Genomic DNA, 12,785 nt, shown 5'->3' on the forward strand with positions numbered 1-12,785 from the left:
TTCCTTCAGATTCCACCTCGCGATGGACACCCTTGCCGTTCGGCTAGTGGTTCCCCTTGCCGGGCCCACAGAGGACTTGCACCTCCAAGTCATCCGACCGCCACCACGCGCATCGGAACAGCGCCCGTCACGGCGCTACGCGCCATGCCTGGCGCACGCACAAAAAAGCCCGAGATTCTCGGGCTTTTTTCAATTACTGCAGGCGATCCGATGTTTAGTCATTCAACAACAGCTGCAGACCTGCCCCGGTATTGGAGATCGGTGCCACGTAGTTGCGGTGCACTTCCTTCACGTTACCCAGCAAACAACCGCGCATGGCCAGCCACATGTTCAGCTCGACGCCCTGTGCACCGGCAATCTCGACCAGATCATCGTTGCTGTACTTGGTCAGAGCTTCTGGATCGCTTACCAGCTTGTCCATACACTCCAGATCGAAATCGGAGTTGATAATGCCGGCACGTTCACCATCCAGCTGGTGTGACAGACCACCGGTACCGAATACCACCACCTTCTGATCACCGGCGAAGGACTCAACCGCACGGCCGATTGCCTGACCCAGTGCAAAGCAGCGGGAGGGTTTCGGCATCGGGTAACGCTCGCAGTTGATACACACCGGAATCACTTTCAGATGCTTGTAGTTGTGGCCCGGGTACATGATCGACAGCGGCACGGTCAGACCGTGATCCACCTTGATGTCCTGACAGATGGTCGGATCAAAGTCGTTCTCGATCAGTTCGTTGGCGATATGCCAGGACAGCTCGGTCTCACCGGTTACCGGCGGGATGGTGGCGATGCCCCAACCTTCATCGGCGTTTTCGTACATGGGCGCACAACCCAGTGCGAAGGTGGGCTTTTTGTCGAGGAACATTTCCAGACCATGGTCGTTGTAGAACACTATAGCAATGTCCGGCTGCTGTTCGTTCAGCCACTCGCGCACTGGCGGGTAACCGGCAAAAAAATCCTTCCAGTAAGGAGTGTCTTCCAACCCCTTATCCATGGCGATGCCGATCGCCGGAATGTGGGATGTGGTGATGCCGCCAATAACTTTAGCCATTGTTTTTCCCCCTTCCCTGACTATCCAGGTATGCCTGAAACTCTTCTTTGGTACGCCCGGTCTGCATGCCACCAATATCCTGCATATTCAGACCCAGAAGACCGGCGAACTTGGCCAGATAATAAACACTGCCACCCAGACGCAGCAGTTCGTTAAGGTCACGCTTGAGAATCGCTTCTTTCTGGGCTTCGGTCAGGCCGAACTTGTCACAGTACCCCGCTTCATCAGCCTTGAAAGCCTCACGGGCGTCAGCGTTGTTGAAGGAGTAGCACATTTTGTTCAGCGGATAGCCTTTGGTGGACATGGGGCCGTCGAAAAAGATCGTACCCGGTATCTCGCGGTGCGTTGAGCTCATGATCAGTTCTCCTGTCAGGACCAGTAAAGTCGCATCGGGTTGTCGACCAGCAGCTTTTGCTGCAGTTCGGCGGTGGTTGCGATCTGCGGGATAACGTCCACCAGTTTGCCGTCATCAGGGGTATGAGACTTCATATTGGGGTGCGGCCAGTCGGTACCCCACAGGCAACGATCCGGGAATTTTTCGACCAGCGCCTTCATGAACGGCACCACATCGCTGTAATCCGGTGGAGTCTGGGTCAGGCGTTCGGGGCAGGTGGTCTTCACCCAAACCTTTTCATTGCCGCCCATGAAATCGATGAAACGTTGGAAATCAGGGTGATCGACGCCCTTGGTCACATCCGGACGCCCCATATGGTCGACTACGATGGTGGTGTCGAGCTGATTCAGGAAGGGAATCAGATCTTCCAGATCCGGTGCTTCGAAGTAGACCACAATATGCCAGCCCAGTGGCTTGATCTTCTCGGCAATCGACAGGAATACTTCTTTCGGCGTGGTGTCGACCAGACGCTTGACGAAGTTGAAACGCACGGCACGCACACCGGCCTTATCCATCGCTTTAAGCTCTTCCACGGTGATCGCAGGATCTACGACGGCCACACCGCGCGCCAGCTCACCGGCGCTTTCCAGTGCATCGACCAGCGCAGCGTTGTCGGTACCGTGGCAGGATGCCTGCACGATGACGTTGCGCTCAAAGCCAAGGTAGTCACGCAGCTCGAACAGCTTTTCCTTGGGCGCATCACAAGGGGTGTACTTGCGCTTGGGGTGGTAAGGGAACGTGTCCGCCGGCCCAAATACGTGGCAGTGCGCATCAACGGCTCCGGCAGGCGCCTTGAACTCAGGCTTGCTCGGGTTGGCGTGGAAAGGAAGGTAGTCAGGATCCATCATCTCATTACACCTGCTTGGAATCAGTTATTGTGGGTAAAGACTTCACCGTCAAAAAGCTTGCGGGCCGTTCTCAGAATCGCGGCGGAGGCCACTTGACCTCTGGCATCCATATCCAGGATCACGCTCATCTCGCCGAGCGGGTGTTCAACCGACAGCATCTTGCGTGCACCTTCCGGCACTTCGGCAATCGCTGCGGCGGGTGAACCGGGCAGTACCGCCGCAGTCGCTACGCTGACCGCACCCAGTACACCGATGGAAGCGTGACAGCGGTGCGGAATGAACGTACGCGTTGACAGGGCACCGCCGTTGGTGGCCCGGCTGACCATGCTCATCTTCGGTACCGATTTTGCGCTGACATCGCCGAGATTCATCAGCGGACCGGCTTTGAGACGGATGGCTTCCAGCTTTTCACGCAGCACAATGTTGGCTTCCAGCTCTTCACGGGATTCCGTGCCGCTGATGCCCATGTCTTCGGCGCGCATCACCACCACGGGCATGCCGTTATCGATCAGAGTGACTTCGACACCATCTATCACATCGACCGTATTACCGGTGGGCAACAAGGCACCGCAACTGGAACCGGCGGTATCTTCAAATGTGATCGGCACAGCCGCAGAACTGCCGGGCACGCCATCAATGCAGGCATCGCCCACATAGCTGACCTGGCCTTCAGGGGTGCTGACACGGGCGCGGGCGATCTGGCCGGTGTTTTCCATAAAGATACGCACTTCGGTCTCGCCGTTCTGCGCCTCCACAAGGCCACGCTCGATGGCAAAGGGGCCAACACCGGCAAGGATGTTGCCGCAGTTCTGTGCATCGGTGACGATCGCCTGATCAACGAATACCTGTAGGAACAGATAGTCCACATCGGCATCGTCCCGGTCGGACGTTTTGACCACGGCTACCTTGGAGGTCAGCGGATCGCCACCGCCCATACCGTCGATCTGGCGCGGGTCGGGCGACCCCATGACCCGCAGCAGAAAGGCGTCGCGTTCGGCAGTGTCGACCGGCAGATCAGACGCGAGGAAGTAACCGCCCTTGGAAGTCCCGCCTCGCATCCACATGCAGCGGACGCCATCAGACATACTTCAGTCCTTTCTCTTTCAAACGCGGGCGCATGTCATAGATGTCCAGGCCCAGTTCGCCGTTGGCCATGCGTACGCGCTTGGACTCCTCCAGCGCCATGCGCTTGCGCGACAGCTCCAGCACTTCGGCGGCCTTTTCGCGTCGAACGACAACCACACCATCGTCGTCGGCGACAATCACATCACCCGGGTAGATCAGCTGATCGGCACAGGCAAGCGGGATGTTTACTGAGCCCAGAGTTTCCTTGATCGTACCCTCGGCGAAGACGGCTTTCGACCACACCGGGAAGTTCATCTGGCGCAGGTCGCGCGTATCGCGTACACCGCCATCAATGATCAGGCCCACCACACCGCGTGACTGAGCCGATGTCGCCAGCAGGTCACCAAAGAAACCATGAACAGAGGGAGAGGTCGGCGCGAACACCATCATGTCGCCCTTCTGACACTGTTCGATCGCCACATGCATCATCCAGTTGTCACCGGCAGCGCCGGAAATGGTCACGGCAGAACCGGCCACAGCCACGTCCTGCTGGATCGGACGCATATAGTGCGCCAGCAGACCAACACGGCCCTGGGCCTCGTGAATGGTGGCCACACCACATTCAGCCAGACCATCGATAACCGCCTGATCGGCGCGTTCAATATGTTGAACGACTACATTTTCTCTCATGACAAAAAACTCCTGTTAGGCCGGAATTTTCAGACGGCTGAATACACGACGGCTGTTGTGCTCGAAGATGTCCTGCTTCTGCTCGACGGTCAGCGCCTTGTTACCATCGATGTAACGCTTGGTGTCATCGAAGAAATGACCGGTTTCCGGGTCGATACCCCGCACGGCGCCGATCATTTCAGAGGCGAACAGGATGTTCTTGGTCGGCACGATGTCCAGCAGCAGGTCGATACCGCGCTGATGGTAGACACAGGTGTCGAAATAGATGTTGTTCAGTACGCGCTCTTCCAGTTCAAAGCCCTGATCCAGCGCCAGACCGCGGAAACGCCCCCAATGGTAGGGAACGGCACCGCCGCCGTGCGGAATGATGATTTTAAGATCCGGGAAGTCCTTGAACACATCGGACATCATCAACTGCTGGAAGCCAGTGGTGTCGGCACCCAGGTAGTGGGAACCGGTGGTGTGGAAGCAGTCGTTGCAGGCGGCGCTCACGTGCACCATCGCCGGGATATCGTACTCGACCATTTTTTCGTAGATCGGGTAGAAGGAGCGGTCCGCCAAGGAGGAACCATTCCAGTGCCCCCCACTGGGGTCCGGATTCAGGTTGATGCCGATGAAGCCCATCTGCTCAACGGTACGCACTATTTCCGCAACGGACTTGGCCGGATCAACACCAGGAGACTGCGGCAGCTGGGCAACAGGGGCAAAGTTGTTCGGGAACAGATCACACACGCGACGGATCAGGTCGTTCTGGTGTTCAGTCCAGAACTGGCTGGTATGCTCGTTGCCGATGTGATGACCCATCCAGCTGGCACGCGGAGAGAAGATGGTCAGGTCGGTACCACGCTCCTGCTGCAAACGCAGCTGGTTCTTCTCGATGGTTTCACGTATCTCGTCATCGCTGATGATGATCTGGCCCTTTTCACCGATAAAGTTGGGGTCCTTGGCAACGGCTTGTTTCTGTTTTTCGCGGTACTCACCTACCTGCGGCGGCGTGGTGGTGTAGTGACCATGGCAATCGATAATCATCTCGGGCACCTTATAAATCGGTTCTAACGCTCAATGTCAGTGCATCTAGTATTCGCCTGTGTAACAGGACTGGCTATTTCAATTTGACCACAATACTATTGATTTTTGAGAACACCCTATCAGGAAACAGCCTTCCCGGGAGGGACCATGCAGTTCACCATGCCCAACTTGAGACACCTGCGGGTGTTCATGGAAGTAGCCAGATGCCGCAGCATCAGCAAAGCGGCACCACTGGTTTTCCTGTCTCAGCCCGCAATCACCCAAGCGATAGGAAAACTGGAAGCACAGCTTGAAACCGAGTTATTCGAACGCCATTCCAACGGCATGTTTCCCACCCCGTCCGGCGAAGCCTTGTATAACCGTATCAGTCGCTGCATGGGTTATCTTGAGCGCGGTATCCGAGCCGCTCAAAAGAGCGCTCAATCCCAGAATGGTGGCCCATCAAGCCTGCTGCCACTGCTGACGACGACACAGCTGAGGGCCCTGATCGCCATCACCGAAAGCCACAGTTTCAGCGTCGCCAGCCGCAACCTGGATCTGTCGCAATCATCTTTGCACCGCGCCGGACGCGAGCTGGAACATCTGCTGGGTATCACATTATTCGAAAAGGCCAGGACCGGTATTACTCCCACCCGCGCCGCCGAACTGCTGGCTCGCGCCGCCAAGCTGGGATTTGCCGAAATCAAGCAGGGCCATTATGAAATCAGCGCCCTGCAGTTCCGTGAAGTCGGCAGGATCATCATGGGCAGCATGCCACTGGCCCGTACATCCATCCTGCCGGATGTCATCAACCGCTTCAGCATGGCTCACCCGGATATCGGCATTAACGTGGTGGATGCACCCTATGACGACCTGCTGTTCCACCTGCGCAATGGTGATCTGGACCTGCTGATCGGTGCACTGCGCTTTCCGCCCCCTGCCGATGACATTATTCAGGAAGAGTTATTGGCCCCACCGCTTGCCATCATCGGCCGCAAAGATCACCCTCTTCGGCAACACCGTACGCTTACACTGGAGGATATTGGTCAATACGGTTGGGTTGTACCTCGAATCGGAACACCCACACGTGCATTTTTCGACACCCTGTTCAGTGATCGCGGCGCCAAACAACCTACACGACTCGTTGAAACCAGTTCACAAATACTTATTCGAGAGCTACTTAGTGGCAGCGACCGACTGACCCTGATTTCGACCCACCAGGTAGAGCATGAATTGCGCCAGGGCATACTCGGGGTTATACCCTACTCTCTAAGCCATACAAGACGGCCCATAGGGCTTACACTGCGCCGTGACTGGCAACCCACACCGACACAAAGCCGTTTTATCAAAATGCTGAAAGAAGCGGCCTCACGTTATTCCGACATCTAAGAAACTCATCGCTTTGCAAAAATTGAATAGCACAAGAGGTTATTCAATTACTCAACTGCGTGGGCCGGTGGTAGATTTTGGTACAAATGCAACGCACCGGCGCAGCATTCCCTTATTTGATTTTTGGCTTCAGTATCAGGAGATACATGCATGAGACTGTGTGTAGCGGGCGCAAGCGGCGCCTTTGGCATGAAACATATGGACGCAATTGCTGCTATCGATGGCGCAACTGTTACCTCGGTTGTAGGCACCAAGATCGATGTGATCCGCCAGTTCGCTGAAGAACGCAACGTTCCCCACTACACCACTGACCTGGCCAAAGCTCTGGCGCGTGATGACGTTGACGGCGTCATTCTGGCCACTCCGACTCAGTTGCATGCGTCTCAGGCGATCCAGTGCCTTGAGGCCGGCAAGCACGTCATGGTGGAAATCCCCATGGCTGACAATATTGAAGATGCGCGCAAGTTGGTTGAAGTGCAGAAGAAGACCGGTCTGGTTGCCATGGCAGGCCACACCCGTCGCTTCAACCCGAGCCACCAGTGGATCCACAACAAGATCCAGGCCGGTGAACTGAAAATTCAGCAAATGGATGTGCAAACCTACTTCTTCCGTCGCACCAACACTAATGCCAAGGGTCAGGCCCGTTCCTGGACCGACCACTTGCTGTGGCACCACGCCTGCCACACAGTTGACCTGTTCCAATACCAGACCGGTGAAAAAACCACCAAGGTGCAGGCGATGGAAGGTCCGCACCACCCAGACCTGGGCATCGCCATGGACATGAGCATCGGCATGAAGGCCGAAAACGGCGCGCTCTGCACTCTGTCTTTGTCATTCAACAACGACGGTCCTTTCGGCACCTTCTTCCGCTATATCTGTGACAACGGCACCTACATTGCCCGTTACGACGACCTGTACGACGGCAACGAAAACAAGATCGACCTGACCGGCGTGGCTGTCTCCAACAACGGTATCGAGTTGCAGGATCGGGAGTTCATCGCCGCCATTCGGGAAGGACGTGAGCCGAATTCCAGCGTGGCTCAATGTCTGCCTGCGATGGAAACCCTGCATCAACTGGAACAGTGCCTGCAGGCCGAGAGCTAATCATCCTGATATCGATGGAGATCACCACATGAGCACAACGCTTAACAGCCACTTCAACCAGCCCGGCATCGGCCTTGGCTGTATGAATCTGTCACACGCTTACGGCACGCCATTGCCTGAAGCAGATGCGATTCAGGCATTACGTCAGGCGTTTGACATGGGGTATCGCCATTTCGATACCGCTACCCTTTATGGTGGCGGGCGCAACGAAACAGTGGTCGGCAAGGCTCTGAAGGATCAGCGTCAATCGTTGTTCCTTGCCAGCAAGTGCGGCATGGCGATAGGTCAGGAAAGCGGCAAGAAAGAGATTGACGGCCGACCCGATACCCTGCGTGCCCAGTGCGAAGCCAGTCTGCGTCGCCTGCAAACCGACCACATCGATCTCTATTATCTGCACCGTCTCGACCCCAATACTCCGATCGAAGACAGTGTCGGCGCCCTGTCAGACCTGGTACGCGAAGGAAAGATCGGCGCCATCGGTCTGTCTGAGGTCTCCGCAGCTACCCTTAAACGTGCCCAGCGCGTGCACCCGATTGCCGCCCTGCAAACCGAGTACTCACTCTGGTCTCGCAACGCCGAGATTGCGGTTTTGGATGCCTGCCGCGAATCAGGCACTGCCTTTGTCGCTTTCAGTCCTTTGGCGCGCGGGTTCCTGACCAACACCCTGCTGGACGTGGATACGCTGGTCGAAAAGGATATCCGCAACAACATGCCCCGCTTCTACAAGGAGAACTATCCGCAGAACCTGAACCTGCTGGAGGGATATGTTGCAATCGCCAACGAAGTGGGCTGCTCACCGGCACAGTTGGCACTGGCCTGGGTTCGCTCCAAGGGCGACTTTATTGTGCCGATTCCGGGCACCCGTTTTGTTTCACACATGAAAGAAAACCTGGCTGCCGATAGCGTCAGCCTGACCGCAGATGTGGTCACGCGCCTGGATCAATTGATCAACCAGAATACCGTTCACGGCCCTCGCTACAGTGCTGTACAGCAGGCCGAGATCGATACCGAGGAGTTTACATGATCACAGATGAATGGTTCTAGCCATACACATATAAAAACTATCGGTATAAAAACGCACGCAAAAATACAAGAACATAATTAAAACTGGGACATACTTCATGAAAAAATCAATCAATACTACTGGTTTTAAGTTACTTTTTTGCCGCTGCTACCATTACAGTGGAATGACTGCTGATTACTCCTTGCGTTTTTCCCGTTTCTTCTCGTCCGTATGTAATTTTTAGAGGAGGGTTCACAAACTTATAACCATAGAAATATAAAGACGGTTAATGGTAATAATAGAATCAGTGTACATAGTTGGTTGACCAACAAAGTTAAAAATAAGAGGAATTTAACTATGTTATCCAGTTTTAAAAAATACATTGCTGTTTCTTTAACAACAGCAGCACTACTTCATTCACCTGTTTCAAAGGCTGAAGCCTATGAAATGACAGTAGCGGGCGCTTCACCCGGGGGACTTTGGAGTTTGTTAGGAGCAGGAGTAGATACAAGCGTCAGAGCAGCATATCCTGGCTCAAAAATCACCTATCAAACGTCAGGCGGTGGCATCGCAAATATTGGTCAACTAGATCGAAATCAAGCTGATTTGGCACTTATCCACGATGCTGAACTTTTGCTGGCAAAAAAAGGCGAACCACCTTTCCAGAAACCGATAGACTCTATTCGAGTTCTATCCTATATGTATACTTGGGCTCCGATGCAGGCGCTTGTTCGTAAAAACTTTGCTGAAAAGTACGGCATTAATACTTTTGAAGACATCGCAAAGGTTAAACCACCCATCACTATTGCAATAAATAAACGCGGAAACATTGCATCAAATGTAGCAGTTGAAATGCTTACTGCTATCGGTGTTACTGAAAAAGATATTGAAAGCTGGGGTGGAAAGGTTATTTATGCGGCTTCGGCCGAGCAAGTAGGATTGATTACTGATCGCCGAGCAGACCTCATGATTAACTCACTATTTGTTCGTCATAGCTCTATTCAGCAGGTGGCCAATAGTGTCGATGTAACATTGTTGTCTATGGATTCTTCGACGGTTGAAACAGTGAATAAAGCTAGTGGAACGATTTCATTTTTGATCCCTGAGGGGACCTATGAATGGTCTCCAGCTAAGGTCAATACCCCATCATTAGGCGCAACCCTCGCAGTAAGAGCTGATATGGATGACGAAAAAGCGTACAACCTAACAAAGGCTATTTTTGAAAACTACGAGAAAATTGCAGGTGTGCACCCGGCAATGAAAGCGTTGAACCCAGAAGTAATGGCTTCCGTTAATGTAGTCCCCTATCATCCAGGTGCATTAAAATATCTGAAAGAAGCAGGCTTACATTAAACGAGCACAGCCATCTAGAATTATAAGAGCTAGTCAAATGTCGAATATACTTTCATCAATGTTAGAGACCGGTACTAAACGTCAGTTGAGTCCCGGGCTTGCCCGAATACTCCAATCAATTGCAGCAATAATTGCGTTAGGAGTGATTTACACAACTACTATCGTCTACGTCGATCTTTTTGCTATGACGATCGTATTTTTGTCATCAATGCTAGCTCTTCTATTCTTGCTGTATACACCAGGACCTTGGGGACGTACTAGTTCTCCAGGATTAACCGACTGGGTACTTTCGCTCACGAGTGTTGCCGCAGGCATTTATTTTCTAATAGAAAGCGACCGTATCGTAGAGCGGATCACATTACTGTTCCCTCTAGAAACACCAGACCTTCTTGCCGGTTCGGCATTATTTTTCCTGACTATTGAAGCAACACGCAGAACAGTCGGGGTTGGCTTAACCAGCGTAGTAGCTGCCTTTGTACTCTACAATCTCTTTGGGCATAGTTTACCCGCAGGGCTCGGTTTCCGTGAAGTAGGATATAACCACTTTCTCGATATTATGATGTTTACCAGCGATGGCCTTTTTGGTGTACCGCTTCGTGTAGCCGCAACTTATGCATTTTTATTTGTGCTCTTTGGTACCTTCTTATCTCGAGCAGGGGGTGCGGATTTCTTCTTTAATCTTGCATCAGCGATTGCAGGAAGGCGTGTTGGCGGACCAGCAAAAATCGCTGTAATCTCGTCTGGTTTATACGGAACCATGTCTGGTAGTCCGACATCAGATGTTGTAACTACGGGATCTATAACAATTCCGATGATGCAACGTTTAGGTTACGGAAAATCACTGTCTGGAAGCGTTGAAGTTGCGGCATCGACTGGCGGTAGCCTATTGCCTCCTGTCATGGGATCAGCTGCATTCATCATGGCTGAATATACAGGAATTGAGTACCGTGATATAGCTATCGCGGGTATCGTACCAGCATTACTTTACTACGTGTGTGTTTATACACAGATCCATTTACGATCTGAAAAAATGGGTCTTAAAGGACTGGATGAAGACGAAGTTTCGACAGTAAAAGTAGCAATGTCGAACGGCGGATTGTTCATAATTCCTTTACTTGTCCTTTCTGTAGCTCTTGTTATGGGATATTCGCCAACTTATGTTGCAGCATTTGCCTCTTTAAGCGTCATTGCTGTTGCCGCGATAAAACCCTCAACTCGCATGGGACTAAAATCCATTTGGGAAGCGCTCGGTGAAACTACACTTAGAATGGTTTCAGTAACAGCTGCTTGTGCCGCTGCTGGTCTGGTTATCGGTGGTATTTCGATGACAGGACTCGGTGGTAAGTTTGCTGATCTCGTGTTCATGCTCGCTGGAAATAGCAGTATCTTGGTTCTGATCATTTCTGCAATTTTGGCAATTATTCTAGGCATGGGGATGCCAACACCTTCTGCATTTATACTTGCTGCGGTATTGGTTGGGCCGACCTTGAGTTCTCTCGACTTCTCAGCGATGCAGTCAAACATGTTCATCCTGTACTTCGCAGTTCTTTCAGCGATGACACCACCCGTTGCGGTGGCAGCATTTGCAGCTTCGGCTATAGCGGATGCAAAACCTCTTGGAATAGCTATTGGTGCAGTAAAGCTTGCGATTACCGCATTCGTTGTTCCATTTGCATTCATGTATGGAGAGGGGCTGCTTCTTGAAGGGCCGATAATGGGGATAATCCTGAACTGTCTCACTGCTACTATAGGCGTTATCGTACTAAGTGCTGGTATTGAAGGATACTGGAAAGCACCTCTATCACGCATAGCGCAAACTATGTTGTTGGTAGCTGGCTTAATGTTCTTAGCACCGAATATCATCGCACTGGGTGTAGCTGTCGCTTTGGTTGTGGCTGCCGTCCTGGCAACACCTCATCTGAGATACCGAGCAAAAACGGCTTAACTTTCAGAAAGATTAATCTCTATTTTAAAGCGAGGCACATAGTGGAAGTTATTTATGCATTATTATCTTCCATTATGTTTGCGGCCACATTTTTACTAGTAAAAATAGGTCGTGAAACCGCCTCGCACCTTTCTATCTTATGGATCACTCTTACCGTCAATATATTTATCCTTGGTTTATCGAACTTATTTATAGACCTGCCTAAATCCATTTCACTACTTGATCTTAAATTCTTTATAATTTCGGGTATATTTGCTCCATTACTTGGTCGGTTATTTCAGTTCGTTGGTATGTCTAGATTAGGTGCGAATACAACGACAGCCTTAACACTGACGCATCCTTTGGTAACGGTATTAATAGGGCTTTTATTTCTAGGCGAGTCCGGAAATATCATTCAAATATTTGGTGCATTTTTAATAATAACAGGATCATTATTAATCGCCATATTTTCTGGATCGAATAGCAATTCAATAAATTATAGTGATCATCATATATATTTCCTATACCCTCTCCTGGCATCATTAACTTATGGTATATCTATTGCTCTTAGGAAATTAGGCATAGACCTGCTTAATTCGCCTGTACTTGCCAGTACAGTAACGGTTTTTGTCTCATGGATTATATTAAGCTTTTATTTATTGGTTACTAAATTTAAAATTTCATGTAATCGTCGAGAGTTTACTTATTTTTTATTCGCTGGAATTCTTTCGAGTATTGGGCCGGTATTTCTTTATCTATCATTGGCAATTGGAAACTTGCTGGTGGTCGCGCCATTGGCGGCAACGACTCCGCTATTTGTACTAGTTGGAACTTGGTTATATTCAAAGAGTAATGAGAATTTTAACTACCAAAAAACTATTGGAACATTTGGTATAGTTATCGGGGTCACACTACTAACCTTATTTAAAGACTAGCAATGTGACTTTTTTGAT

The 12,785-nt window shown here is 51.5% G+C and carries 12 protein-coding genes; 6 read left to right on the top strand and 6 right to left on the bottom strand.

Going from position 1 to position 12,785, the window contains the following annotated elements:
- Positions 1–214: 214 nt before the first annotated feature.
- The 6 genes from CFI10_RS14940 to CFI10_RS14965 are packed head-to-tail and all read right to left on the bottom strand — an operon-like array spanning position 215 to position 5,080.
- Positions 215–1,054, bottom strand: a complete 840-nt coding sequence (locus tag CFI10_RS14940; protein WP_206835801.1) for a class III extradiol dioxygenase family protein — start codon at positions 1,052–1,054, stop codon at positions 215–217.
- A complete protein-coding gene (locus tag CFI10_RS14945) occupies positions 1,047–1,409 on the bottom strand; it encodes a protocatechuate 4,5-dioxygenase subunit alpha (RefSeq protein WP_091827348.1) in 363 nt (120 codons plus the stop codon). Before CFI10_RS14945 ends, CFI10_RS14940 begins: the two co-directional genes overlap by 8 nt.
- 14 nt (positions 1,410–1,423) lie before the next feature.
- Positions 1,424–2,296, bottom strand: a complete 873-nt coding sequence (locus CFI10_RS14950; RefSeq protein ID WP_206835805.1) for an amidohydrolase family protein — start codon at positions 2,294–2,296, stop codon at positions 1,424–1,426.
- 20 nt (positions 2,297–2,316) lie between these two features.
- Positions 2,317–3,381: a 4-oxalomesaconate tautomerase gene (locus CFI10_RS14955; RefSeq protein WP_206835808.1), complete on the bottom strand. Its 1,065-nt coding sequence runs from the start codon at positions 3,379–3,381 to the stop codon at positions 2,317–2,319.
- Positions 3,374–4,051 carry a 4-carboxy-4-hydroxy-2-oxoadipate aldolase/oxaloacetate decarboxylase gene (locus CFI10_RS14960; RefSeq protein WP_091827346.1) on the bottom strand — a complete coding sequence of 226 codons (678 nt, stop codon included), beginning with the start codon at positions 4,049–4,051 and terminating at the stop codon, positions 3,374–3,376. Before CFI10_RS14960 ends, CFI10_RS14955 begins: the two co-directional genes overlap by 8 nt.
- A 15-nt stretch (positions 4,052–4,066) precedes the next feature.
- Positions 4,067–5,080, bottom strand: a complete 1,014-nt coding sequence (locus CFI10_RS14965) for an amidohydrolase family protein (protein ID WP_206835811.1) — start codon at positions 5,078–5,080, stop codon at positions 4,067–4,069.
- 147 nt (positions 5,081–5,227) lie between these two features.
- Here CFI10_RS14965 and CFI10_RS14970 point away from each other — a divergent pair, with 147 nt between their 5' ends.
- The 6 genes from CFI10_RS14970 (at position 5,228) to CFI10_RS14995 (ending at position 12,767) form a co-directional block, all read left to right on the top strand.
- Entirely contained in the window at positions 5,228–6,448 is a 1,221-nt protein-coding gene (locus CFI10_RS14970) for a LysR family transcriptional regulator (RefSeq protein WP_206835814.1), read from the top strand.
- Positions 6,449–6,598: 150 nt separating this feature from the next.
- On the top strand, positions 6,599–7,552 hold the full coding sequence (locus CFI10_RS14975) for a Gfo/Idh/MocA family oxidoreductase (RefSeq protein WP_206835818.1): 954 nt from the start codon (positions 6,599–6,601) through the stop codon (positions 7,550–7,552).
- A gap of 28 nt (positions 7,553–7,580) precedes the next feature.
- Positions 7,581–8,576: an aldo/keto reductase gene (locus CFI10_RS14980; RefSeq protein WP_242530013.1), complete on the top strand. Its 996-nt coding sequence runs from the start codon at positions 7,581–7,583 to the stop codon at positions 8,574–8,576.
- A gap of 336 nt (positions 8,577–8,912) precedes the next feature.
- On the top strand, positions 8,913–9,908 hold the full coding sequence (locus CFI10_RS14985; RefSeq protein WP_206835821.1) for a TAXI family TRAP transporter solute-binding subunit: 996 nt from the start codon (positions 8,913–8,915) through the stop codon (positions 9,906–9,908).
- A 37-nt stretch (positions 9,909–9,945) separates the two neighbouring features.
- Positions 9,946–11,853 carry a TRAP transporter permease gene (locus tag CFI10_RS14990; RefSeq protein ID WP_206835824.1) on the top strand — a complete coding sequence of 636 codons (1,908 nt, stop codon included), beginning with the start codon at positions 9,946–9,948 and terminating at the stop codon, positions 11,851–11,853.
- Between the two features lie 41 nt (positions 11,854–11,894).
- On the top strand, positions 11,895–12,767 hold the full coding sequence (locus CFI10_RS14995; protein ID WP_206835827.1) for a DMT family transporter: 873 nt from the start codon (positions 11,895–11,897) through the stop codon (positions 12,765–12,767).
- The last annotated feature ends 18 nt before the right edge of the window (positions 12,768–12,785 follow it).

It is taken from the genome of Marinobacterium iners (assembly GCF_017310015.1).
Lineage (GTDB): Bacteria > Pseudomonadota > Gammaproteobacteria > Pseudomonadales > Balneatricaceae > Marinobacterium > Marinobacterium iners.